22 protein-coding genes and 1 pseudogene are annotated in these 23213 nt (G+C 58.4%); 15 read left to right on the top strand and 8 right to left on the bottom strand.

Annotation, left to right across the window (positions count from 1 at the left end; translation table 11 throughout):
• The 3 genes from K290_RS0112800 to K290_RS0112785 all read left to right on the top strand — a co-directional run bounded on the left by K290_RS0112800 (position 1) and on the right by K290_RS0112785 (position 2558).
• Positions 1 to 501, top strand: a complete 501-nt coding sequence (locus K290_RS0112800) for a GIY-YIG nuclease family protein (protein WP_081670294.1) — start codon at positions 1 to 3, stop codon at positions 499 to 501.
• Between the two features lie 412 nt (positions 502 to 913).
• Positions 914 to 1660: a DUF4393 domain-containing protein gene (locus K290_RS0112790; protein WP_028752293.1), complete on the top strand. Its 747-nt coding sequence runs from the start codon at positions 914 to 916 to the stop codon at positions 1658 to 1660.
• 148 nt (positions 1661 to 1808) lie between these two features.
• Positions 1809 to 2558 (top strand): hypothetical protein, encoded by a 750-nt coding sequence (locus K290_RS0112785; RefSeq protein ID WP_028752292.1) that lies wholly within the window; start codon positions 1809 to 1811, stop codon positions 2556 to 2558.
• A 146-nt stretch (positions 2559 to 2704) separates the two neighbouring features.
• Here K290_RS0112785 and K290_RS34170 read toward each other — a convergent pair whose 3' ends face one another.
• Complete coding sequence (locus K290_RS34170; RefSeq protein ID WP_051264045.1) at positions 2705 to 4009, bottom strand: D-amino acid dehydrogenase; 1305 nt, start codon at positions 4007 to 4009, stop codon at positions 2705 to 2707.
• A gap of 33 nt (positions 4010 to 4042) precedes the next feature.
• Complete coding sequence (gene alr / locus K290_RS0112775) at positions 4043 to 5176, bottom strand: alanine racemase (RefSeq protein ID WP_051264043.1); 1134 nt, start codon at positions 5174 to 5176, stop codon at positions 4043 to 4045.
• 132 nt (positions 5177 to 5308) lie between these two features.
• Between alr and K290_RS0112770 the strand changes: the two genes are divergently transcribed.
• Positions 5309 to 5791, top strand: a complete 483-nt coding sequence (locus tag K290_RS0112770; RefSeq protein ID WP_028752290.1) for an Lrp/AsnC family transcriptional regulator — start codon at positions 5309 to 5311, stop codon at positions 5789 to 5791.
• On the opposite strand, the gene K290_RS0112765 is transcribed toward K290_RS0112770, so the two are convergent.
• Positions 5788 to 6789, bottom strand: a complete 1002-nt coding sequence (locus K290_RS0112765) for a type I glyceraldehyde-3-phosphate dehydrogenase (RefSeq protein ID WP_028752289.1) — start codon at positions 6787 to 6789, stop codon at positions 5788 to 5790. The two genes, K290_RS0112770 and K290_RS0112765, sit on opposite strands and share 4 nt — an antisense overlap.
• A 14-nt stretch (positions 6790 to 6803) precedes the next feature.
• Positions 6804 to 8138 carry an omega-aminotransferase AptA gene (gene aptA, locus K290_RS0112760; protein WP_028752288.1) on the bottom strand — a complete coding sequence of 445 codons (1335 nt, stop codon included), beginning with the start codon at positions 8136 to 8138 and terminating at the stop codon, positions 6804 to 6806.
• A 139-nt stretch (positions 8139 to 8277) separates the two neighbouring features.
• On the opposite strand from aptA, the gene K290_RS0112755 reads away from it, so the two are divergent.
• A complete protein-coding gene (locus K290_RS0112755; protein WP_028752287.1) occupies positions 8278 to 8826 on the top strand; it encodes a cupin domain-containing protein in 549 nt (182 codons plus the stop codon).
• Between the two features lie 127 nt (positions 8827 to 8953).
• Here the strand turns inward: K290_RS0112755 and K290_RS0112750 are convergent, their stop codons facing one another.
• Positions 8954 to 9976, bottom strand: a complete 1023-nt coding sequence (locus tag K290_RS0112750) for a LacI family DNA-binding transcriptional regulator (protein ID WP_028752286.1) — start codon at positions 9974 to 9976, stop codon at positions 8954 to 8956.
• 260 nt (positions 9977 to 10236) lie between these two features.
• Here K290_RS0112750 and K290_RS0112745 point away from each other — a divergent pair, with 260 nt between their 5' ends.
• From K290_RS0112745 to K290_RS0112715, 7 genes are all read left to right on the top strand, one after another.
• Positions 10237 to 11571 (top strand): ABC transporter substrate-binding protein, encoded by a 1335-nt coding sequence (locus tag K290_RS0112745; protein WP_028752285.1) that lies wholly within the window; start codon positions 10237 to 10239, stop codon positions 11569 to 11571.
• A 101-nt stretch (positions 11572 to 11672) separates the two neighbouring features.
• The gene (locus K290_RS0112740) at positions 11673 to 12620 is read left to right on the top strand and encodes a carbohydrate ABC transporter permease (RefSeq protein ID WP_028752284.1); all 948 of its coding nucleotides are present in this window, start codon (positions 11673 to 11675) and stop codon (positions 12618 to 12620) included.
• Positions 12617 to 13558 (top strand): carbohydrate ABC transporter permease, encoded by a 942-nt coding sequence (locus K290_RS0112735; RefSeq protein ID WP_028752283.1) that lies wholly within the window; start codon positions 12617 to 12619, stop codon positions 13556 to 13558. The genes K290_RS0112740 and K290_RS0112735 overlap by 4 nt, the downstream gene beginning before the upstream one ends.
• Positions 13555 to 13743, top strand: a complete 189-nt coding sequence (locus K290_RS0112730) for a hypothetical protein (protein WP_028752282.1) — start codon at positions 13555 to 13557, stop codon at positions 13741 to 13743. The genes K290_RS0112735 and K290_RS0112730 overlap by 4 nt, the downstream gene beginning before the upstream one ends.
• 3 nt (positions 13744 to 13746) lie before the next feature.
• Positions 13747 to 14844: an ABC transporter ATP-binding protein gene (locus tag K290_RS0112725; protein WP_028752281.1), complete on the top strand. Its 1098-nt coding sequence runs from the start codon at positions 13747 to 13749 to the stop codon at positions 14842 to 14844.
• Positions 14837 to 15832 carry an ABC transporter ATP-binding protein gene (locus tag K290_RS0112720; protein ID WP_028752280.1) on the top strand — a complete coding sequence of 332 codons (996 nt, stop codon included), beginning with the start codon at positions 14837 to 14839 and terminating at the stop codon, positions 15830 to 15832. Before K290_RS0112725 ends, K290_RS0112720 begins: the two co-directional genes overlap by 8 nt.
• Before the next feature lie 11 nt (positions 15833 to 15843).
• The gene (locus K290_RS0112715; RefSeq protein WP_028752279.1) at positions 15844 to 17523 is read left to right on the top strand and encodes a dihydroxyacetone kinase subunit DhaK; all 1680 of its coding nucleotides are present in this window, start codon (positions 15844 to 15846) and stop codon (positions 17521 to 17523) included.
• Between the two features lie 106 nt (positions 17524 to 17629).
• Here the strand turns inward: K290_RS0112715 and K290_RS0112710 are convergent, their stop codons facing one another.
• Positions 17630 to 18520 carry a LysR family transcriptional regulator gene (locus K290_RS0112710; protein WP_028752278.1) on the bottom strand — a complete coding sequence of 297 codons (891 nt, stop codon included), beginning with the start codon at positions 18518 to 18520 and terminating at the stop codon, positions 17630 to 17632.
• A 140-nt stretch (positions 18521 to 18660) separates the two neighbouring features.
• On the opposite strand from K290_RS0112710, the pseudogene K290_RS38935 reads away from it, so the two are divergent.
• Positions 18661 to 19445 (top strand): annotated as a pseudogene (locus K290_RS38935) (alcohol dehydrogenase catalytic domain-containing protein); the annotation flags it as partial.
• A gap of 388 nt (positions 19446 to 19833) precedes the next feature.
• On the opposite strand, the gene K290_RS37255 reads toward K290_RS38935, so the two are convergent.
• Entirely contained in the window at positions 19834 to 20001 is a 168-nt protein-coding gene (locus tag K290_RS37255) for a hypothetical protein (protein WP_154668594.1), read from the bottom strand.
• 215 nt (positions 20002 to 20216) lie between these two features.
• Positions 20217 to 20459, bottom strand: coding sequence for a hypothetical protein (locus tag K290_RS0112690; protein ID WP_028752276.1), 243 nt, complete (start codon positions 20457 to 20459; stop codon positions 20217 to 20219).
• Positions 20460 to 21073: 614 nt separating this feature from the next.
• Between K290_RS0112690 and K290_RS0112675 the strand changes: the two genes are divergently transcribed.
• Together K290_RS0112675 and K290_RS0112670 are read left to right on the top strand one after the other, a co-directional pair.
• The gene (locus tag K290_RS0112675) at positions 21074 to 22534 is read left to right on the top strand and encodes an FAD/NAD(P)-binding protein (protein WP_028752274.1); all 1461 of its coding nucleotides are present in this window, start codon (positions 21074 to 21076) and stop codon (positions 22532 to 22534) included.
• A 206-nt stretch (positions 22535 to 22740) separates the two neighbouring features.
• The gene (locus K290_RS0112670) at positions 22741 to 23211 is read left to right on the top strand and encodes an RrF2 family transcriptional regulator (RefSeq protein WP_028752273.1); all 471 of its coding nucleotides are present in this window, start codon (positions 22741 to 22743) and stop codon (positions 23209 to 23211) included.
• Positions 23212 to 23213 lie beyond the last annotated feature (2 nt).

Here is a 23213-nt window from a genome sequence, read left to right as displayed (position 1 = left end):
ATGGACATTGCTAAAGCACTAGGCCGCTTCCCGACGACTTCCGACCTCGATTTTGAATTTCATCACCGTCCTAACAGTCCCGATCGGAAAACCTTGTTGAAACGTTGGGGCGTGGCCGAATTGGCGACAGCCCTTGCAGAGCACGCTGACCGAGCTGGTGAGGTAGAGGTCGCTTCGTTCGCGCGGGCATACATTCCGCGCCGTCAGAACGTCGACTACGACCGTGACAATGCGGCCACTTTAGTCGGCTACGTCTACATGCAGCGCCACGGCACGGATTACAAGATCGGCTTCACGACCTCACTCAATAAGCGCGGTCGGCAAATCCAGATCGAGCTTCCTCAGGAAATCGAGCTTGTCCATTCGATCTTAACCGACGATCCGGCAGGCATTGAAGCGTATTGGCATAAACGCTTTGCCGCGAAGCGGACACGTGGGGAATGGTTCAAGCTGACGAAGGCTGACGTTGCTGCCTTCAAACGATGGTCAAAAATTTGGTGAGGCACTGAGCATGGATTGGGTTTTGCCGCTAATCGGTGGCCTTGGTATCGGATCGCTACTGAAGTCGGTTATCGACAATTTCAATAGTCGCAGGGCAGTGATGAAAGACCGCCTGTATCAGGAGAAGCGGGAAGCCTATCTAGGACTTCTCGGAGCGCTCCATAAAGCAGCGGTGCAACCTTCAGACGAAAACTCAAAGGATTTTGCTCTTTGGCAAACCCGCTGCCAGCTTTTCGGGTCGCCGGACGCAGCGCGTTTCGCCCAGGCCATCGTGGAAACAAACGATAGGCCACGGTCTGAACGGGAGTCGGCGTTCAGCGGACTGATAGAATCAATGCGAGATGACCTTCGTCGATGAAGATCGGCAGGCTTATTGCTACAATAACTCAATCCGCGTTCAGGGTAGACGGCGATGGCAGAAGAGGTTGACCTGGCTACAGCGGTAGCTGTCGAAGTTGCAAAGCAGATTCCAGTCAAAGACGCCTATGACGATGCAGTAAAACCCGGTGCTCGGCAGGTCGGAAATATTGTAGAGGATATTACGAAGACAGTTCTTCTTACCCTCGCGCCTATACAGTATGCCGCCGCGCTGCAGGACCGATATAGAAACTTCCTCGATAAGTCCGTTCGCCGCGTTCCAGAAGATAACCGACTTCCACCTCCTCCGCAGGTGTTAGGACCGGTCCTTGAAGGAATACGGTATGAACCCGAGGATAGCCCGATATCTGAGATGTTCTCACAGCTTCTGAGCAGTAGCATGGACCAGACGCGCGTTCATAATGCGCATCCCGCTTTCTCTCAGATCGTCAGGCAACTATCGGCAGATGAGGCGACATTACTTAGCGCCATGTGGACTCTCTGGAAACAAGAACGCCAGTCCTTCCGTCAGCGGTTTACACAAGATTACGACCGAAGTTCAAATACCTTCAGCAACATAAAGATGGAGCTGGATGAGATACCGCGCGCTAACCTCATGTTTCCCGAAAACGTCGAATTCTACGGACAGCATTTATATGCTTTGGGCGTCACCGCATTCTTCGATAGCGCTCAACAGGAGCCGCTTTATGATGAGAACCAGATACAAAATGGTATCCGCGTCTTTAAGGAACTACGGTTCACGGATGTCGGACGCAAATTTATGGAGGCGGTAAGCCTGTAGCTTCGCTCTTGCGAGCAGCTTTCGATGCGGGTTATATGCTCTTGCAATCTAGAACAGAATGTATCCCGTGACGGCGTTACAAAGAGTGGAAATTATCGTTTAAAATCAACGACTTATACGATTTTGAATCTCTCTACTCCGACCAGTCGTGAGTCTTTGTTATCCCGAGATAATTCACGCTTTTCCGAACTGGCATGAGCATGATCGCTTCGGCCTCGTCATCGACGAGACGTTTGGAGGAATTGGCGCTACCCACCTCCTTCAACTCGCAACGACGGCATATTACGACGTGAAAGCGTCGCGTCGGACGACGGTGACGGTCTATCCCGAAATCTATGCCTTTCACATCGGCAGAGGCTACGGCGCTCACGCCCACTACGACTTCTGGCCAGCGAGGCGCGAAGTAATCCTGAAGACGTCCGATCACCGCGAGATTCTGGATGCCATTAACGACCGAGGCATCACGCGGCTGGCTGTTCCTGACCGGCCGATGCGCGACGTGGAGCATCGTCCGAAGGAGGAGGACGCCGCATTCGATCGGATCGCGTCCGCATTCGTCTACAATGCTTCGGGCCGCGTCTCGGATGGCGATCTCGCAATTGCCGGAAACGACAAACGCACTGAACATAATCCTCGCCAGACCCTTCGGCCCTTGGCCGAGCTAAGCCAGAACCGCATTTCCTCGGCGACCGGCCGGCCGATCAAGGAGGCGGACGACGCCTTCCTTCATTGGATCAGGGAGAGGGAGACTGACGTCACCGACGACGACCGAGTTCGCGTGCAGGCGCGTCGTGATGCGCTGAAGATCGACGGCCTGGTTGAGGAAACCTATCGCCGGGTATCGGTTGCAGAGGCGCTCAAGCGCCTGGCGTCGGCCGGGCGCACGGGGCCGAGTTGACCCATCGCTGAGATTCTGCTCATGGGAGAGGAGATGGAGGCACCACACGCAATAAGATTGTATTCGTCTCCATTCGATCGTTAGTAACACGATGTGAAGCGAGGACGACCTCCGCCCGCGCTTGCTGCTGTTGTTGTTAACACATCCTACTGGAGGCTTTGCGAAGGAACGAGCGGATTGCTTGCTCCAATGGTCGCGCCCGGCTTGTACCGGCTGATCGCCAGTCCATTGGCGTCGATTTCCGGAACCCTGCCGCTGACGAGATCGCTGACCACGCGTGCAGATCCGGAACTCATCGTCCACCCAAGGGTACCGTGCCCCGTGTTCAGATAGAGGCCTGCAATCTTCGTCGGGCCGATCACCGGAGTGCCGTCGGGTGTCATCGGCCGGAGACCAGACCAGAAGCTCGCCTTGGAGGCGTCGCCGCCAGGGAATAGGTCGGTCACGGAATGTTCGAGCGTCGCGCGGCGCTTCTGGCCGAGATCGTTCGTGTATCCGGAGATTTCAGCCATGCCGCCGACACGAATGCGGTCACCCAGACGCGTGATGGCGATCTTGTACGTCTCGTCCATCACGGTCGACTCCGGCGCTCTCGAAGCATCCGTGATTGGGATGGTCAGCGAGTATCCCTTCACCGGATAGACGGGAAGCTTGATTCCGAACGGCTTCAGCAGCAGCGGAGAATAGCTTCCAAGCGCCACGACAACCGCGTCGGCGGAAATCCTGCCGTTCTCGGTCACGACGCCGCGCACGCGTCCGGCCTCGACGTCCAGCCCTTTGATCGAGGTCCCGTACGAGAAGAGCACGCCAAGTTCCTCGGCCTTCTTTGAGAGGGCGTTCGTGAACTTGAAGCAGTCCCCGGTCTCATCCTTGGGCGTCAGGAGGCCGCCAGCGATCTTATCGCGAACGTGGGCGAGGGCGGGTTCGTGCCGAATGCAGCCATCACGCTCGAGGACTTCATACGGGATACCGTCTGCTGCCAGAGCCTTCACGTCCTTGGCGGATGCATCTAGCTGCGCCTGCGTCCGGAAGAGCTGAAGCGTGCCCTGCATGCGCTCGTCATATGCGATCCCGGTTTCGGCCCGGAGATCGGCAAGCGCGATCCTGCTGTAGTCGGCGAGGCGGAGCATGCGGCTCTTGTTGAGCGCGTACCGTTCCGACGTACAATTCAAGAGCATCTTCGCCATCCAGGACAGCATCGCGGCGTCGAGCTTCGGGCGAAGGATCAGCGGAGCGTGCTCCATGAAGATCCACTTCAAGGCCTTTTGTGGGATGCCGGGAGCAGCCCACGGCGAGCAGTAGCCGAAGGAAACCTCACCCGCGTTGGCGAAGCTCGTCTCAAGCGCGGGGCCTGCCTGGCGGTCGACGACCACGACTTCATGTCCGGCCTTTGCTAACTGGTATGCGGAGGTGACGCCAACGATGCCTGCGCCCAGGACTGCGACTTTCATGATACCCTCTTCCGAATGCGGCTCTTCCGGCCGTTAGCGATATTGACGATGATAGCGATGACCGAGTCCGGTCAGGATTTCGTACGAGATCGTTCCCGCCTCGCGGGCGACGTCTTCGAGCGTTCGATTGGGACCGATCACTTCGACGAGGCTCCCCAGCCGGATTGCGCCCTCGGGCAGCGCGCTGATGTCGATGGTGATGCTGTCCATGGATACGCGTCCGACGATCGGGAGACGAACGCCGTCGAAGTACACCGCACCACGGTCGCTGAGGCTGCGTGGCAGACCGTCCGCATATCCCGCCGCGATGGTGGCGAGCCGGGTCTCCCTGCTTGCGACGTGAACTCCGCCGTATCCAATCTTGGTGCCGGCGGGCACAGTTCGCGTCTGCACGACGGCGACATCCAGGCGCACCACGGCATCCATCGGGCTCGGCAAAGCAGATGGCGCGCCTCCATAGAGGGCGATGCCGGGGCGCGCGAGGCCGATGCGATAGGGTTTGCCAAGGAACAGGCCGCCGGAATTTGCGAAGGAAAGCTCGTGGCCGGGGAATTCAAAGGCGATCTTACGAAGCTCTTCAAGCTGCTCCCAGTTCTGAATGCTCTCGTCGTCATCAGCCGAAGCGAGATGGCTCATAAGGAACAGGATTTCGACATCAGACCCGAGGGCGATCTCCTCGGCAAGGAGACGGCGTTCTTCCGGGGGAAGTCCGAGGCGCGACATCCCGGTGTCGAACTGTACGGCGGCGGGCAATCTGCGTCCGAGCTTGCGCGCCGTTCTCGCCCAGTTCTTCCATTGCTCGATGGAATTGATGACCGGGATAATGTTCTCGTAGGCGCAGATGTCCTCGTTGCCAGGCTGCAGGCCGTTCAGAACAAATACGTGCGCATCCTGCGGCAGAGCCGGGCGGAGTCTTGCCGCTTCCACGAACTGCGCGACGAAGAAATGGCGGCAGCCATTCTCATAGACAGTCTTTGCAACTCGTTCGGCCCCGAGACCGTAGGCGTCGGCCTTGACGACAGCCGCCGCACGACCTGGCGCTGCCTTGGCGGCAAGTGCCTGGTAATTTCGACTGAGCGCCGCGAGATCGATCGTGAGATAGCCTGACGCACCCTCTACACCGCCGACTTCATCGACGTGCAGTTCGTCCAACCTGACCGTTTGCATATTCGACCCTCCGCTCCTGGCACACTTGGGATTTTATTGAAACAATCGTCGAATTTCCCATCAAAGAGTGTTCGATTATTCGAAAATGGCGTATCTGGAAGAGGAAAAGACGAAAAATTAGAGGATTCCATCATGCCGTCTCTGGATGCGATCGATCGCAACATCATTCGCCTTCTGCGCCTCGATGCCAGAACGTCGAACGCCAAGCTGGCTGAGGACGTCGGCCTCTCACCGTCCGCCTGCATGCGGCGTATCAAGATTATGGAAGAGTCGGGCGTAATTCGCGGCTATACGGCTCTCGTTGACACCTCGAACGTCGAGACGAGCATCGCCGTGATCATCAACATAACGCTCGAGCGTCAGACCGAGGATCATCTCGATCGCTTCGAGGCCGCCGTGAGACGATATCCTGAAATCCGCGAGTGCTTTCTGATGACTGGCGGTTCGGATTACCTGCTTCGCGTGGAGGTCGCCAATGCGGGAGACTTCGAACGAATCCACAAGGAAATCCTCTCGACGCTGCCCGGCGTACTCCGAATCCACTCGAGCTTCTCGATCCGGAACGTGCTGGCGACGAAGCCAAAGCGAGGCACCAGGGCGTCGGACGGCGCCTAGCCGACCTTGGCGCCGAGAATCGCGGCAACATCGAGCATTCTGCTCGCAAAACCGTATTCGTTGTCGTACCAGCCGAACACGCGCAGCAGTCCTCCGGGCGACATGGAGATCTCGGGGCCGGAGACGACAAGCGATTCAGGCCGGGCGCGCATGTCGACCGAGACCAAGGGACGTTCGATCCATCCCATCACTGGCGATGCCTGTACAGCATTCCGCAACAGGGTTCGGGCATCGGACAGGGTCGGTTCGATCCTGAGCGAGACCGTCAGGTCGATGGCGGATACGCTGGCCGTCGGAACTCTTATGGCGCGCGCCTCGATCTTCCCCGCAAGCCCCGGGAGGATGCTGCCCAGCAGTCTGTGTGCACTCGTCGAAGTCGGGACCATTGACAGGGCTGCTGCCCGGCTTCGCGCCGGATCGCCCTTTGGCTGATCGACCGTTGGCTGGCTGCCCGTATAGCAGTGGACCGTCGTCATCTGCCCGCCCACAATACCGTAGGCGTCGTCTATGACCCTTAACAGAGGAGCGAGTGCATTGGTGGTGCACGAGGCGTTGGAGACGATATTGTGGTCGCCGATCATTTCCTCATTCGCACCCAAAACCACAGTAACATCGGCGGCCTCGGCGGGGCCGGAGACTAGAACCCGCTTTGCACCGGCTCCTAGCGCGCGGGAAATGAACTCGCGCGTATAGGGCTGCCCGGTGCATTCGAGGAATACATCGGCCCCTGTCAGATCCAGGAATCGAACGTCGCGGACATTATGGAAAGGGAAGACCCTCGGGCCGATCTGCAGAGCCTGATCGAGAGCTTCGACTTCCTCCGGCCATGGACCGAAGACGCTGTCGTACTGAAACAGATACGCGCAGCTCTCCAGCGGGGCGACATCGTTGATGAGGACGAGCTCGAAATCCTGGCGGTTGTTCAGGAGAATCCGCAGGATAGTCCGGCCTATGCGACCGAAGCCGTTGATTGCGATGCGGACCTTCTTCCTCGTCATCTCATCCCTCAGCCTCAGGCAGCCCGCTTCAGGGCGTCGCCGATCCTGGAAACGATCAGGTCGATTTCGCTCTTCTCCACGATGAGCGGCGGCGACAATGCGATGATGTCTCCGGTCACACGGATGAGCAGACCCTTGTTGAAGCAATCCACGAAGACGTCGTAGGCGCGCGTGCCGGGTGCTCCGTCACGGGGCGCGAGTTCGATTGCGCCGACTAGACCGAGATTGCGGATATCGACCACGTGCGGATGGCCCTTCAGCGAGTGGAGCGCTTCCTGCCAATGATCGGCGACTTCCGCGGCACGGGTGAGAAGCCCTTCCTCCTCATAGATCTCGAGTGTGGCGATGCCCGCGGCGCACGCAACGGGATGGCCAGAGTAGGTATAGCCGTGGAACAGCTCGATCGCGTTCTCTGGGCCGACCATCAGGCCGTCGTAGACCTTCCGGCTGGCGAAGACCGCGCCCATCGGAATGGTGCCATTGGTGAGCCCTTTCGCCGTCGTCACGAGGTCGGGAACGACGCCGAAATAATCGCTCGCGAACGGAGTGCCGAGACGTCCGAAGCCCGTGATGACTTCGTCGAAGATCAGCAGGATGCCATATTTGTCGGCCGTGGCGCGCAGCTTCTCCAGATAACCCTTGGGCGGCAGGACGACGCCAGCCGACCCGGACATCGGTTCGACGATGACGGCGGCAATCGTTTCGGCACCATGAAGCTGAACGAGCCGTTCGAGATCGTCGGCAAGCTCGACACCGTGCTGCGGCAGGCCCTTGGAGAACGCATTGCGCTCGATGTCGAGAGTATGGCGCATGTGGTCGGCAGGGATCTGCGGGAATACGCGGCGATTGTTGACCAGGCCGCCGACGGAGATGCCGCCGAAGCCGACGCCATGATAGCCCTTCTCGCGGCCGATGATGCGTGTGCGGGTGCCCTGTCCGATTGCACGCTGGTAGGCGATAGCGATCTTAAGTGCGGTGTCGACGGACTCGGAACCGGACCCGGTGTAGAAGACCCGGTCGAGCTTGGCATCGGGACCGCCCGGAGCGATCTTAGCCAGCTTTGCGGCGAAGTCGAAGGCGATGGGATGGCCCATCTGGAAGGTCGGAGCGTAATCCATGGTCGAGAGCTGGCGCTCGACCGCCTGGGAAATTTTCTTGCGGCCATGTCCTGCGTTGCAGCACCAGAGACCAGCCGTGCCATCGAGAACGCGATTCCCGTCGACGTCGGTGTAGTACATGCCCTCGGCGGATGCGAGCAGGCGAGGAGCCGACTTGAACTGGCGATTCGCCGTGAACGGCATCCAGAAATTGTCGAGTGCGGGTTCGTTCTTCATCGGGATCTGGTCCATCGTGTCCTCCATAAATCTGGATGAGACTTCCGGTATTTTCCAAGATCAAACAAGTCCTTTTCTGCACTTTATTAACTCGTTGAAATCGTGAAAATCTCGTCTATGGTTTTAGCTATCTTGAACAACACCAACAGCCGCCATGACCTTCGACATCGGAAGCCGACTCCGGTACGTGCGAACCGCTCACAACCTGTCCCAGCGAGAACTCGCCAAGAAGACGGGTGTACCGAACTCGACAATCTCGCTCATTGAATCCAACAGCTCGAATCCATCCGTCGGCGCGCTGAAGCGCATTCTCGATGGCATCCCGGTCGGGCTGGCGGAGTTCTTCGCCCTTGAGCCCGAAACGCCGAAGAAGGCGTTCTACGCAGCCGAGGAACTGGTCGAGATCGGGAAGGGAGGCATCTCCTATCGCCAGGTGGGTGAGAGCATGTTCGGGCGCAGCCTGCAGATGCTGAAGGAGGTCTATCAGCCGGGATCCGATACCGGAAAGGTTCCGCTCGTGCACGAAGGGGAGGAGAGCGGCATCGTCCTTTCCGGAAGGCTCGAAGTCACGGTGGACGACGAGCGGCGGATCCTTGGTCCGGGTGATGCCTACTACTTCGAGAGCCGACGTCCTCATCGGTTCCGGTGTGTCGGTGCCGTGCCTTGCGAAGTGATCAGCGCCTGCACGCCGCCGACGTTCTGATTTTCAACCCGACAGCCTCGCAATTGGTTCCCAGTCAGTTCGAGAAGGCTGCAGGCCAACCCGTAGCTGCCGGTTGAGGTGCGCACCTCGACGGCAAGGGAATTTCCGCGTGCAGGGCTAACGGTATCTAAAGATTCTCCTTGAGAAGAACCTCGATCCTGATGCGCTCCTGTTCGGCGAGCGGCTCGCGGGAGTCCGCACGGGCCCGCATGATGCGGATCGCGCTGCGTACGGCGTGACCGGGATCCTGGGCGATAACGGCATCTATGCGGCCGTCGCGCAACGCTTCTTCGCTGAAAGGGGTACGCTCATGGACGACCACCGAGAGATTGACGAGATCAATGTTAGCCGCCGTTGCCGCCAACGGCATGCGCGCTTCGGAGCTCAATACGTAGACGCCAATGATGTCCTTGTTGTTTTCAAGGACGCGGGCGATGATCTGGTTTGCGCGCTTTTCGTCAGCATGCGTCTCTATGGATGGAAGAGACCTAAGATACGGAAATCGCTCATTGATGATCGTATCAAAGCCATGCCTGCGCTGAATGCTATCGAGTGATTGCATCGTGTCCGCGACAACCATCACCTTGCCCGGCGCCCGGCAGACAAAGGTGCCTATCAGCTTTCCGGCGGTCGCCCCCGCCGCGAAGTTGTCCACGCCAACGAAATCGGCCGCTGGGAGCTTTTCCTGACCCGATAGAAATTGCACGACCTTGATGTCTCTTTCGAGAAGCCGCGCCAAGGCATCGCGCACTTGAGGCGACTCAGGCGCCATGAGGGCTACGCCGTCGACTTCGTCCTCGCTTATTCCGGCGAGGTACTTTGCAACGCCATGCGCGTCTTCCGTCGGGATTTGAACATAGTCGATATCCGTTAGGTCGCCCTTGAGGACTGCCCCCAAATCCTCCACTCGCCGTAAAAGCTCGCGCAGATAAAGATCTCCAGACTTGGGCAGGACAAACCTGAAGCGGTAGCTTTTATTGCGTGCCAGGCTGACGGCAGCGGGATTGCGAATAAAGCCAATGCGTTCAATGGCTTCGTGGACGCTGCGAACCGCTTTCTTGCTCACATTCGGACGGTCGTTCAGGACGCGATCCACGGTCGCGAGGCTGACGCCGGCCGCTTCCGCGAGGTCTTTTGCTGTTGGCCGCATGTAGGCTCCAATCGATTTTAAGTCAGCCACATTTCCTCCAAAAAATTGAAAAATGCAAGAATTGATGTGCGGACCTCAAAATTTGCTTGCATTGAGGTCCGCACCTCAGTTATTAATTTGTTGTGACGGCCTCGGTGGCCAGAAACTGAAAAGGAAGTCGGAGAAACCGGCAGGGGAATGCGTTTCGCAACGCCCTTGCCGCAACGCTTTCATTTACCCTCTCGATGGAGGTCGAGAGGTTCAACGGGAGGATCCCAGTTATGAAGTCTCTATTGATGAACTCGGCACTCGCTGCCGGGATGTATATCGCTGTGTCTGCAGGTACGGCTTCGCATGCGCAGGCCGCAGACCTTACCCTGTGCTGGGCAGCCTGGGATCCCGCCAATGCGCTCGTGGAGCTTAGCAAGGATTTCGAGAAGAAGACCGGCAACAAGATGCATTACGAATTCGTGCCGTGGCCGAACTTCGCAGACCGCATGCTCAACGAATTGAATTCCAGCGGCAAGCTCTGCGACCTGCTGATCGGCGACAGCCAGTGGATCGGCGGCGCGGCGGAAAACGGGCAATACGTGAAGCTCAACGATTTCTTCGACAAAGAAGGAATCAAGATGGACGACTTCATCCCGGCGACCGTGGTCGGATACGCCGAGTGGCCGAAGAACACGCCGAACTATTGGGCAATGCCGGCATTCGCGGATGTCGTCGGATGGACCTATCGCAAGGACTGGTTCTCACGCCCAGAAATTCAGGCCGAGTTCAAGAAGAAGTTTGGCCGTGATCTCGCCGTTCCGAAGAATTGGGACGAACTGGTCGACATCGCCGCGTTCTTCCAGGGGCGCGAAATCGACGGCAAGAAAGTCTACGGCGCGGCAATCTACACGGAGCGCGGTTCCGAAGGCATCACCATGGGTGCGATGAATGCACTCTATAGCTACGGTTTCCAGTACCAGAATCCGAAGAAGCCCTATGATCTCGAGGGTTTCGTGAACTCGGCCGGAGCAGTCGCGGGTCTCGAAAAATACAAGCAGCTCTACGATTGCTGCACGCCGCCCGGCCATTCCGACGCCTACATGACCGAAGACGTCGATGCCTACAAATCCGGCCAGGTCGCCCTGCAGATGAACTTCACCTTCACCTGGCCGGGCATCAACGCCGACGCGAACGTCGGTGGCAACAAGACTGGTTACTTCCCTAATCCAGCCGGCCCAAATGGTGCACAGTTCGCCCAGCTTGGGGGGCAGGGTATTTCCGTGGTGGCCACCTCTGACAAGAAGACGGAAGCGCTTGAGTATATCAAATGGTTCGGCCAGCCCGAGATCCAGCAGAAATGGTGGAAGCTTGGCGGTTATTCAGCGTTGAAGGCGGTCGTCGACGACCCGAGCTTTGCCTCCAGTCAGCCCTACGCCAAGCCGTTCCTCGATTCCATGGCAATCGTGGAAGATTTCTGGGCCGAACCGTCCTACGCATCTCTCCTGCAGGCATCCCAGAAACGCTTCCACGACTATGTGGTCGCAAACCAGGGTAGCGCGAAAAACGCGCTCGACGGCCTCGTGAAGGATTGGAAGGGCGTCTTCCAGGACGACGGAAAATACTGACGCTGACATCCGCTTCCTCCCAGCAGTGAGCGTCGCGCAGGGCCGGCTGCGCGGACCAAGCCGGCCCCGCCTATTATTATCTTCATACCAAGGAGACGGACATGCTCCACTCACCGATCGATCGCATAGCCAGTGCGACTCCGCCTGCAATCGCGACCCGTGTCAGGGGCCTATCTGATCGCGCCATAGCCTGGCTCTTCGTAGCGCCGTCGATCGTGTTGCTGCTTGCCATCAACATCTTTCCATTGATCTGGACGATCCGGCTCAGTTTTACGAACTTCCGGGTGAACCGACCTAACGCGCCAATTGAGTTTGTGGGTTTGCGGAACTACCTGAACATCCTAACCGATAGCGATATCTGGCAGAGCATGCAGGCCACCGCGCATTTCCTGATCTGGACTATCGTCCTGCAGGTTCTGATCGGCTTTTCGCTCGCCTATCTGATCAACAAGAAGTTTCGCGGCAACGACCTTTGGACGACGATCATCGTCCTTCCGATGATGCTGAGCCCCGCGGTTGTCGGCAATTTCTGGACCTTCCTGTACCAGCCGCAAATCGGTCTCTTCAACTATGTGGTCGGCTTCCTGACGGGGCAAGATCCCTCCAGCTTCTCAATGATCGCGAGCACCTCGCTGGCGCCGTGGGCGATCGTCATCGTGGACACCTGGATGTGGACGCCCTTCGTAATGCTGATTTGCCTTGCGGGACTGCGTTCCATTCCAAACAGCATCTACGAGGCGGCCGAATGTGACCGCGCGAGCAAGTGGCGGCAATTCTGGACTATTACCATCCCGATGGTGCTACCGTTCCTGATGCTGGCCGTCCTCTTCCGCGGCATCGAGAATTTCAAGATGTTCGACCTGGTGGTGCAACTGACCGGTGGCGGTCCGGGATCGATCACCGAACTGACGTCGATCAACCTGAAGCGCGCCGCTTTCGAGCAATGGCGCACCGGCTATGCATCCGCCTATGCGGTCATTCTTTTCGTCACCGTCTTCGGCCTCGCGTCGATCTACGTCAAAGCTCTGAACAAGGTGAAACAACGATGAGCAGCTATTCCGTAACCGAGCCGTCCGGGCGTCAGAAGTGGTTTGCCGGTATTCTGGTCGTCCTCTATTCCGTCATCACGCTTCTTCCGCTGTTGTGGATCATCGCGACCGGCTTCAAATCGCCGGCCGACGCGATTGCCTATCCGCCGAAGCTAGTTTTCCAGCCGACGGTGGAGGGATACGTCAATCTCTTCACCACCCGTACCCGTGTGCCGGAAGATCAGCTCGAGGCACTCGGCGAGCCTACGACATGGTATGACAAGCTGGTGCGCAAGGACGGGGTGATCATTACCGGCGCCTCGCGCTTTGCAGAGCGGTTCTACAATTCCGTCATCATCGGTTTCGGCTCGACGGTCCTATGCATCGTGCTCGGTACAGCAGCGGCTTATGCCTTCTCGCGCTTCAAGGTGCCGCTGAAGGATGACCTGCTGTTCTTCATTCTTTCAACCCGCATGATGCCGCCGATTGCCGTCGCGATCCCGATCTTCCTGATGTTCCGATCGCTCGGCCTCAGCGATACGCATGCCGGCATGATCCTGCTCTACACCGCCGTCAACCTGTCTCTCTCGGTGTGGCTGCTCAAGGGTTTCATCGATGAAATCCCGATCGAATACGAGGAGGCTGCGTTGATCGACGGCTACACGCGCTTCCAGGCTTTCTACAAGGTCGTACTGCCGCAAGCCGTCACCGGCATCGCATCGACGGCGATCTTCTGCCTGATCTTCGCCTGGAACGAATATGCTTTTGCGGTGCTGCTCACATCGGGCAATGCGCAGACGGCGCCGCCGTTCATTCCGACGATCATCGGGGTCAGCGGCCAGGACTGGCCAGCCGTCGCCGCAGGTGCAACCATCTTCCTGGTTCCGGTCATGGTCTTCACGATCCTGCTTCGTAAACATCTCCTGCGCGGCATTACCTTCGGAGCGGTACGCAAATGACGACCTTTCTCAATCGCCTATTCCGCTTGCGCCGCGACGCATGGGAAATGCTGGCGTCAGTCCTGATCGCGCTCGGCGTCGTCATGCTGATGCAGCCCCTGTCGCTATCGCTCTACTCCTACTCTTTCCTCGTGACGCTGGTCGGAACGGTCATGTTCATCATCGTCAGCCACTTTCCGGAGTGAACCATGGCACAGATCAGAATTCAGAATGTGCGCAAGGATTTTGGGGCTTTCAATGCGGTCAAATCCTCGACCTTCACCGTTGAAGATGGCGAATTCTTCATGCTTCTCGGACCGTCCGGATGCGGCAAGACGACGACGCTCCGGATGATGGCCGGTCTCGAGCTTCCAACCAGCGGTGAAATCTACATCGGTGGCGAAGAGGTGGGTATGAAGAGGGCGAGCGAGCGCGACATCGCCTTCGTCTTCCAGATGTTCGCTCTTTATCCGCACATGAACGTCCGCAAGAACATTTCCTATCCGCTGGTCAGCCAGGGCATGAGAAAGGCGGAGGTCGCGATGCGGGTGGCGGAAGTCGCAAAGATCCTGAGGATCGAAAACATCCTCGACAAACCGGTTGGTGGCCTCTCCGGTGGCGACCGGCAGCGTGTCGCGCTTGGCCGCGCCATCGTGCGCAATCCAAAAGCCTTCTTCATGGACGAGCCTTTGGGCGCTCTCGACGCCGAGTTCCGCGAGCACATGGCGGAAGAGTTGCGGGCTTTGCATGATCGCATGGGCGCCACCACGGTCTATGTGACCCATGACCAGTTGGAAGCCATGCAGATGGGCGATAAGATTGTGGTGATGAACCATGGGGTTGTCGAACAGTTCGGCAAGCCCCAGCAGATCTACGATTGGCCGGCAACGAAATTCGTCGCAAAGTTCATCGGCTCGCCGCCGATGAATTTCCTGGAATTCGAGGGTTCGGTCACGGCAGGCAGCAACTTCGTGAGCCTCTCAGGGCACAGGGTCAAGGTGCCGGAATCTCGTGATGAACGTCTAGGCAAACTGGCGCTCGGCGTCAGGCCTGAGCACATCAGGTTTAATGACGATTCAATTTACCGGGGCCGGGTTGTGGCCGTCGAATATCTCGGCACGACGCAAATCGTCACGATCGATACGCCGCATGGCGAAATCAAGGCCCGTACACCGTCCAACCAATCCGCACGCGTCGACGATCTGATCGGTCTGGATTTTGATTCCAGAAACCTGACGATCTTTGACTCTGCGACCGGAAACGCGCTTGTTTCCGAGGCCAACGAGGGAGTGTTGCGTCATGGCTGAGGTCATCCTGAAAAACATCACCAAATCCTTTGCCGGCCATCGGGCACTTGATGAGGTCTCGATGATCGTCCCCAACGGGTCGTTCGTGGTTCTTCTTGGACCGACGGGCGCCGGCAAGACGACGACTTTGCGGATGGTGTCAGGGCTCGATAATCCCGATGTCGGCGAGGTGATGATCGGTGGGCGGTCCATGCGTGGGTTGACGCCGGCGCAGCGCAATGTTGCGATGGTGTTCCAGCAATACTCGCTCTATCCGCACCTGTCGGTCCGTCAGAACCTGGAATTCCCCCTGAAGTCGCCGTTGCTGAAGACGCCGCAACGGACGATCGACGAGAAAGTGAACGCGATCGCGGAAATCCTCCAGATCTCCCACAAGCTCGACAACAAGGCGACGGCGCTTTCCGGCGGCGAGATGCAGCGTGTGTCGATCGGACGCGCGCTGGTCAGAAACCCGCAGATCTATCTGATGGATGAGCCGCTAAGCTCGCTCGATGCGAAACTGCGCGCCGATCTGCGCGTCGAACTCAAAAGCATTCAGGCCAAGTCCGGTGCAACGCTGCTTTATGTCACCCACGATCAAGTCGAGGCGATGACCATGGCGACCCATGTCGGCGTTCTGCATGAAGGCCGGCTCGTGCAGTTCGGTTCTCCGCGCGAAATCTACGAACAGCCGGTGAGCATTTATGCCGCGACGCGCCTCGGGCAGCCACGCATAAACGTGGTTCCGGCGGAGTTGTTTCCCGATGCTCCCGCGAGGGCCAAATCAATAGGTTTGCGCCCGGAACATATCAATCAAGGCGATGGACAGGAGGCGACTGTCACCCGCGTCGAGCATCTCGGCGATCAGACCCGCCTGCATCTTTCGTTCAAGAAACACAATCTGATCACCGTCACCGACGCCCATACCAGGCTCAAGGGTGGCGAAACCATTAAGATTCAGCCGAACAAGCCGCTCTACTTCGACGCGGCCGGCATGCGCTTAGTTTAAGGGAGGCGATAATGTCACAGTTCCTCAACAGCAAAGAAAACGCGGTCACCGAAGCAATCGACGGTCTTCTGGCCGCATCTGGCGGCGCACTCAGCCGTCTCGATGGCTATCCGCATATCCGCGTCGTCGTCCGTTCCGATTGGGACAAGAGCAAGGTGGCGATCGTCTCTGGCGGCGGCTCGGGTCACGAGCCCGCGCACGCGGGTTTCGTCGGCAAGGGGATGCTCACCGCGGCGGTATGTGGGGATGTCTTTGCCTCTCCGAGTGTCGATGCGATCCTTGCCGGTATCCTGGCGGTCACCGGACCGGCCGGCTGCCTGCTGATCGTGAAGAACTATACCGGCGACCGCCTCAACTTCGGCCTGGCGGCAGAGCGCGCCCGCGCCTTTGGTATGAACGTCAGCATGGTCATCGTCGATGATGACATCGCGTTGCCGGATCTCCCGCAGTCCCGTGGCGTGGCCGGAACGCTCTTCGTCCATAAGATTGCGGGTGCCGTGGCCGAAAGCGGCGCTGATCTTGAGACCGTTGCCGACGCCGCTCGCAAGGTCATCGCCGCCATCAGCTCGATCGGCATGTCGCTCGACACCTGCACGGTGCCGGGCTCTCCGAAAGAGAACCGGATTCCCGCAGGCCGCGCCGAACTCGGTCTCGGCATTCATGGCGAGGCCGGTGTCGAGCAGGTTGAGTATTCCGGTGTGAGAGCTGCGGTTGCCGCAATGGTCGAGCGTCTCGCCGCAACGATGGACGACAGACCCCATGTCGTCCTCGTGAACAATCTCGGCGGCACCTCGATTCTGGAAATGTCGGTCATCGTCCATGAACTCGCGCAATCGGCTATCGCGGAAAAGGTTTCGCACATTATCGGACCGGCTGCGATGATGACGTCGCTCGACATGCAAGGGTTCTCTATTTCGGTCTTTCCGGCCGACAAGACGGAACTGGCGCTTTTGTCTAAGCCGGTTGCGCTTCCGGCCTGGCCGGGCGTGACCGCTATCAAACCGGTTGGCGTCCTTTCGCTCCCCGACGGGTTGACACCAATCGCTCCACTTGCGTCCAGGCACGAACCCACCCGCCGGTTTCTGACGGATTGCTGCAATCTGCTCATCGAGGCGGAGAGGGATCTGAACGCGCTCGATGCAAAGTCGGGCGACGGCGATACCGGTTCGACCTTGGCCGGTGCGGCCCGTGCGTTAATCGAGGCACTCGATCGTCTCCCACTCTCCGATCACACGCAGCTTTTCCGCGCCATGGGGCAGGAACTTAGCCAGACCATGGGAGGCTCCTCGGGCGTATTGCTCGCGATCTTCTTTGCCGCAGCCGGCGACGGCGCGTCCAGCGGGCTGACCATTCGAGAAGCACTGAAAGCGGGTCTTTCGCGAATGCAGGAGATCGGTGGTGCGCGTCTGGGGGATCGCACAATGGTCGATGCTCTCTCGCCCGCACTGGATGCCCTCGACGAAGGCTTCGCTGCAGCAGCAGAAGCGGCTCGCGCGGGCGCGAACCTGACCGCCACACTCGTTCATGCCAAGGCAGGACGCGCCGCCTACATCAATGCCAAGCAACTCGAAGGTCACATCGATCCCGGTGCAGAAGCTGTGGCGCGGCTGTTCGAATATCTGGCTCTCCGTCCCGATGCAGCCGGGCAGCGCTCGGATGATCAAGTGGCTGGCCTGCGCATCAGGGGCTAAATGTCGACCACGACGATCACGCCAGACCTCGAACTTGGCGCCCAAAGAAGACGTCGTGATGCGTGTCGTTCGATCCAGCCCTACATGGGAACTCGTTCGAAGCGCACTATTCCCGCGACGAGCCGGTTCTGACCAAGGCTTCCGCCACGCCTTCGACCGCGCGATTATTTCTGCTTTCCGGCAGCAACCAGGTCGCAATCTTCAAGCCCAGTGGAACGGTTTTTTTGAAGGGTGCGACGAGGGCGCCGCTTTCGAGGTGCTGGCGGATAAGACTACGGCGCCCAATTAATACGCCGGCGCCGAGAAGAGCTTGCTGAACTGCAACTGAGTAAAGCGAAAAGCCAGGTCCGTGCGGAGAGAAAGGCTGATCCGGCATGGCGGCGGCTGCCCAGACTTTCCAGTCCTCCCAGACAACATCGGCAATGCATCGAGTGGAAGAAAGATCGCTCGGATGACGAAGCTGCTCGGCCAGCGATGGGATACATACGGGTTCGAGCTCTTCCTCCTCAACCAGTCGATAACCCTTTTCGAGGCGATCGATGTAGAAAAGGCAGATATCGAAGGCGCTGCGTTTCAGGTTCGGCGGCTCCTCGACAGCCGTCACCGAAATATCGATGCTTCCCAGTGAGGCGGCGAGTTCGGGAACTCGCGGACCGAGCCAGAGTTCGGCAAGCGCTGGCGAAGTGACAATATGTACTTTATGCGGAGCTGCCTGACGTCGAAGATTGCGTGCGGCGGCCTCAATCGCGTCGAAAGCCAGCGTCAAATCGGTTTTGACGCTCTCTCCGAGCGGCGTTAGCCGCACGCCTTTGGCATGGCGTTCGAACAATGCCGCTCCATACTCTGCTTCCAAGATCTTGATCTGGGCCGCCACAGCTCCTGGGGTGACCAGCAATTCACCTGCGGCTTGGGCAAAACCTCCAAGCCGCGCGGACGCTTCCAATGCGCGCAGCGCGTTGAGATGAAGAGTGTTCCGGATTTGCGGATTGACCGACACATCGAGCCTCAGATTTTCTGGGGCTGATATTTCAGAAATCTCGGTTGTGACAAGGGCTGCCCTGGTGAAATGTTCCTGAACGCGCAGAGCGTTTCGCAAGAAAGTTTTTCGATCAGACAACCCTCGCCACAGGAAGCAAGATGAAGATCGCCGCCATCGAACTCTACGAATACAAGCTGACCTATTCGCATGGCACCTATGTCATGTCGAAAGGGCGTGCGGCCAAACAACAGCCGTCGAATCTTGTGCGGATCATCACCGACAACGGGATTGAAGGGTGGGGTGAGGCCGCGATCTTGTCCGGCAACTATCTGCCGCTCTTTGCAGGAGGGACCCGCGAGGCGCTTCGCGAGCTTGCGCCTTACCTGATCGGTGAAGACCCGCGTGCGCTCAACCGCATCCAGAATATCATGTCCAGCGTTCTCACCGGCCAGAACAACGCAAAGAGCGCCTTCGACGTTGCCTGCTGGGATATCTTCGGCAGGTCTGTCGATCTTCCGATTTCGGCCCTTCTCGGTGGTGTTCTCAGCACCGATCTTCCGATCTTCGAATCCATTCCGCTTGCCTCCACGGAGGACGGCATCGCGTTCATGAAAAGCCGCAGCGGCACTGAAGAGGGCGGCGGCACGGGCTTCAGCTCTTCGGAAGACGAAGATGCGAGTTGGACCGGCGAGGCCCTGGCCTTCCCGCGTATCCAAGGCGCCGATTGTTGCGCCCTATCGTTGCCGTGGGTAACGGAGTGGACGCGGCCCGCATTGGCGAGCGGGTGATCGTGCGCAATCTTCTGCGCACCTATGTCGACGACCGTGCTTTTGAATGTTGGACCTTCGGTTCCGAACGCGACGGCGGCTTTGCCCAATATGCGAAGGCTCCGTCGCGCGAGACCTTCAAGGTCGATTGCGACTGGTCGGACGCGGAACTGGCCGAGGGCTCGGTATTCGCGATCTGAAGACTCTGGATAGCAAGCTGCTGCTGTGTCTGCAGGGCAGTCACGCGCGCGGAAGTCTCTTCCATGTGTTGAAAATCATGGCTCTTTGCGGTTCTTTGTTTTCATGCGCTGCCGTGCGTGTTCACCAGAGCGCACGGTTGTGGGACAGGACAACATGCGCGTCGGTGTGCCCGGCGTGTCAGTCTTTTCTGAATCTCAGTTAGGCACGAATTGTGGTTGAACACGTAAAAAGTTTGGTAGAGCCGATTCCGGCTTTGCCTTGAATACAGCGGGTTTTTGGGGATTTCTTGAACACGATCTACTCAGGGCGGGTATTGAACACTCGCATTTAGTCTGCCGTGCGACTATGTGAGCAGGCGCGCCTTCATTGCACATGATTGATTGCATAAGGCGATGCTGGAAGGCGATTTGAGTAATCAGCATCCGGCGCAACCAGCGTCGCGATGATCAGAATGCAACCCATCGCGATGACGGCTCCAGCGTAAAGAATGAGCGCAAGGTGGCTTTCGTGCATGGCCGTGCCCAAATCCATAACTCCTCCTGATCTAACCGCTGGTCTTCAAGGAAGTTCCATATGTTGGAATGGACGGTTGTCTCGCTTTGTCCGTCGTTCAACGGCTCGCGAAACGGGCGGTCGCGACAACGCCATTTCGGCGTTTCTCTGATATGCATGCAGCGACTGGCCGCGCACTTATCCCCGCGCCCACTCCCGGCGGTCGCGCCGCAGCATTTGGTTAATGTGATTAATTACCACCAGTAACGTGAGCGCTCATTTTCAGCGGCGCTTCTTCCCATCAGGTAGCCTATTCCAAAAATGATCGCCCCGATCCCCAGGATCAGTGCTGACGTCGTTTGGTGTTCTTGAGCTCCCGTAGCGACGGCTTGGGCTTCCCGCTTGGCCAGGGAAGTTGCCGACTTCATGACCCTCTTCACCCCCTCGGGCTGCTCTACCGGGCTTCCTGTGAAACCTGCATTCAATTCCTCTGGCATCGCGTTCTCCTTTTTTCAAAAAAGAGTAACTGCGGAAAAACCGAACTGTTCCGCAAACCGCGCTCCTCGAACGATCTGTCGATCGATTTCCGAGCAGGATCAAACCTGTGAATTGAAGCAGGGGAAAGGGGGGACGAGCAGCGGACGCGCACCGAACCTTCAATCAGCCATCAATGGGCATCGGGAAAATTACGCTATGGCACAGAGGGGCTTTGCTAATGCCTTTTATGGCCGCCGCCTTCCATCACGCTGAATACGAAAATGGCCGCGAGAACCAGAACCAGCATATAGTCGAATGGGGTGAGCAGGTGGAGTAGTTCCATGATGTTTCTCCTCCCAGAGAACATGTATCAGAACAATCGGCAGTATGTGCCTTTGTTCCGTATATGCCAAGATTTTCGCATCCTGCGGTGCAATAACGCTGTTGTGCGCGGCACAACCAACTACTTGTTTGTGCAGGTGATATCGAAGCTGATGGCCGTTGAAACCGCCGGCTTGGCAACGGCATCGTATTGTCAATAAAATTTATAGAGTATATTCCTGTGCTCAGGGGCATACTCCGATGCCGTCGGCGAATTGTTCCGTGCAATCGATCGATCTGGAAGGATTTGACGATGACCACTTGTTCTCACGAATCGCGCGATCGGCCTGTCATCGCAATCATTGGCGGCGGCGTTTCGGGGACGGCAGTGGCCTTTCATTTGCTCCGGTCGCAAGCGTTGCAGCCTGGGCAGCTTTTCATTTTCGAACCCCGAACGAGGCTTGGGGCGGGCCTTGCTTATGATACACACGACCCCGCGCATCGCATCAATGTGCCGGCGGCGAAGATGAGTCTGTTTCCTGACGATCCCGAGCATTTCCAGCGGTGGCTTCAGGAAGGCAATGCGCTGGAGGGCGACCGGACGGCGGTCGCGGCGAATGGCGGTCTGTTTCCGCGGCGTGGGCTTTTTGGTCGCTATATCGGTAGCATGGTGCAGCCGTTTATCGATAGCGGCGCCATCACCCATGTGGCCGAGAGGGCTGTGGATGTTCGGCGCCTGGATGGCGGCTGGGTGATTGCGGGCGAGGCTGGGCGGCGTGTGGAGGCGGATATTCTCGTCATCGCCACAAGCCATCCATCGCCGCTGCCGCCACAGGCGTTGCAAAATGCGCTTGCCGATCATCCGCGTTTCGTTGTGGATCCGACGCGGCCGGATGCCCTGGATGCCATCCGCGCCGGGGATCGTGTGCTGGTGGTCGGAAATGGCCTGACCTCCGCCGACGTCATCGCCTCGCTCGATCTGCGTGGTCATAAAGGACCGATCACCGCAATTTCCCGACGCGGCCTGCGCTCGCGCGGGCATGCGCCGATAAAGCAGGAGCTGTTCGGCGATTTCGTCAGTCATCCGTCGCGGACGGCGGTTGATCTTCTGAGGCGTGTGCGTGCGGCCATTCGCGAAGCGGAAGGCGAGGGGCGGAGTTGGCATGCCGTGATCGATCAGGTGCGCGCGCAGGGACAGCATCTGTGGCGGGCAATGCCGGTCAACGAGCGGCGTCGCGTGGTGCGGCATTTGCGACCCTTCTGGGATGTGCACCGCTTCCGCGTCGCGCCGCAGGTGGAGACGGTCAGCGAGGAGGCGATTCGCGCCGGCAGGCTTAAGGTTTTCGCCGCCTCCGTCGCATCCGTAGAGGCGAAGGGCGAGGTGATCGACTGTACGCTGCGGCTCAGTCGCTCGGGTGAGATTCTCAATTGCGAATTCGATGCCGTCGTGGTGACGACCGGACCGGGCCATCGCGGCATTCTGAGCTCACAGGGCTGGATCGGCGCGCTTGCGGATGCGGGCTATCTCGCCATCGATGCCACAGGGCTCGGCCTTGCCTGCAACATGGTATCGCAGGCGCTCGGAGCGGGTGGCAAAGCGGCACCGTCGCTGTTCATTTCGGGACCTTTGGCACGCGGCACTTTCGGCGAACTTATGGGTCTGCCCGAAGTGATCGAGCATGCCGTTTTCGTTGCCGCGCAGGTGGCGTCGGAAGTTGCCGACTATACCAAGCGCAAGCAAGGCAAGCCAAAACTCGATAGCAGTGCCGCGTAAAGCTACAAAAAACTGCGAAATCGTTGCTTAAGCGATACATTTGCCTAAATTTACTCATATAAACTATACAATTTGTGAGTTATTGTCTTGTTCCTACGAAGCAACGGGATTACTTCCGTAGTTAATAACGAACAGGTCAGGCCGGTTGAGTTTCGATCGAATCATACCGGGCTTCAACAATCGACTTTGCAGTAAAGCGGATAGCGATGCTCACCAAAAAAGGAAAATACGGGTTGAAGGCACTGGTGGACCTGGCTCGTCTCGGGCCGGGCGAGACTGCCTTTATCAACGACATCGCGTCCCGCAACAATATCCCGAAGAAATTCCTCGACACTATCCTGTTGGAGCTGCGCAATGCCGGCGTGCTGCGCTCGAAGAAGGGGCCCGGCGGCGGTTATTCGCTGTCGCGCCCTGCCTCCGACATTCGCATCGGCCATGTCATCCGCACGCTTGACGGCCCCCTTGCGCCGATTCGCTGCGCCAGCCGCACCGCCTACGAAGCCTGTGACGATTGCGCCGATCCGGAGCGCTGTCATGTGCGCCGTTCCATGACGGAAGTCCGCGACGCGATCGCGGCTATTCTCGACAATATGACGCTGGAACAATTCGTCGCCGGCAGCGGGCCGGGGATCGAAATCGAAGAGCAGGAAGACTATCGCGCTTCGAATATCGGCTGATC

The sequence above is a fragment of the Rhizobium leucaenae USDA 9039 genome, from assembly GCF_000426285.1.
GTDB lineage: Bacteria > Pseudomonadota > Alphaproteobacteria > Rhizobiales > Rhizobiaceae > Rhizobium > Rhizobium leucaenae.
This window is presented reverse-complemented; position numbering and strand designations above follow the sequence as displayed.

Excerpts from the sequence above, each read along its gene's own strand:
- K290_RS0112800 (WP_081670294.1), top strand. The coding sequence starts at position 1 with ATGGACATTGCTAAAGCACTAGGCCGCTTCCCGACGACTTCCGACCTC.
- K290_RS0112790 (WP_028752293.1), top strand. The coding sequence starts at position 914 with ATGGCAGAAGAGGTTGACCTGGCTACAGCGGTAGCTGTCGAAGTTGCA.
- K290_RS34170 (WP_051264045.1), bottom strand. The coding sequence starts at position 4,009 with ATGAAAGTCGCAGTCCTGGGCGCAGGCATCGTTGGCGTCACCTCCGCA.
- alr (WP_051264043.1), bottom strand. The coding sequence starts at position 5,176 with ATGCAAACGGTCAGGTTGGACGAACTGCACGTCGATGAAGTCGGCGGT.
- K290_RS0112770 (WP_028752290.1), top strand. The coding sequence starts at position 5,309 with ATGCCGTCTCTGGATGCGATCGATCGCAACATCATTCGCCTTCTGCGC.
- K290_RS0112765 (WP_028752289.1), bottom strand. The coding sequence starts at position 6,789 with ATGACGAGGAAGAAGGTCCGCATCGCAATCAACGGCTTCGGTCGCATA.
- aptA (WP_028752288.1), bottom strand. The coding sequence starts at position 8,138 with ATGGACCAGATCCCGATGAAGAACGAACCCGCACTCGACAATTTCTGG.
- K290_RS0112755 (WP_028752287.1), top strand. The coding sequence starts at position 8,278 with ATGACCTTCGACATCGGAAGCCGACTCCGGTACGTGCGAACCGCTCAC.
- K290_RS0112750 (WP_028752286.1), bottom strand. The coding sequence starts at position 9,976 with ATGCGGCCAACAGCAAAAGACCTCGCGGAAGCGGCCGGCGTCAGCCTC.
- K290_RS0112745 (WP_028752285.1), top strand. The coding sequence starts at position 10,237 with ATGAAGTCTCTATTGATGAACTCGGCACTCGCTGCCGGGATGTATATC.
- K290_RS0112740 (WP_028752284.1), top strand. The coding sequence starts at position 11,673 with ATGCTCCACTCACCGATCGATCGCATAGCCAGTGCGACTCCGCCTGCA.
- K290_RS0112735 (WP_028752283.1), top strand. The coding sequence starts at position 12,617 with ATGAGCAGCTATTCCGTAACCGAGCCGTCCGGGCGTCAGAAGTGGTTT.
- K290_RS0112730 (WP_028752282.1), top strand. The coding sequence starts at position 13,555 with ATGACGACCTTTCTCAATCGCCTATTCCGCTTGCGCCGCGACGCATGG.
- K290_RS0112725 (WP_028752281.1), top strand. The coding sequence starts at position 13,747 with ATGGCACAGATCAGAATTCAGAATGTGCGCAAGGATTTTGGGGCTTTC.
- K290_RS0112720 (WP_028752280.1), top strand. The coding sequence starts at position 14,837 with ATGGCTGAGGTCATCCTGAAAAACATCACCAAATCCTTTGCCGGCCAT.
- K290_RS0112715 (WP_028752279.1), top strand. The coding sequence starts at position 15,844 with ATGTCACAGTTCCTCAACAGCAAAGAAAACGCGGTCACCGAAGCAATC.
- K290_RS37255 (WP_154668594.1), bottom strand. The coding sequence starts at position 20,001 with ATGGATTTGGGCACGGCCATGCACGAAAGCCACCTTGCGCTCATTCTT.
- K290_RS0112690 (WP_028752276.1), bottom strand. The coding sequence starts at position 20,459 with ATGCCAGAGGAATTGAATGCAGGTTTCACAGGAAGCCCGGTAGAGCAG.
- K290_RS0112675 (WP_028752274.1), top strand. The coding sequence starts at position 21,074 with ATGACCACTTGTTCTCACGAATCGCGCGATCGGCCTGTCATCGCAATC.
- K290_RS0112670 (WP_028752273.1), top strand. The coding sequence starts at position 22,741 with ATGCTCACCAAAAAAGGAAAATACGGGTTGAAGGCACTGGTGGACCTG.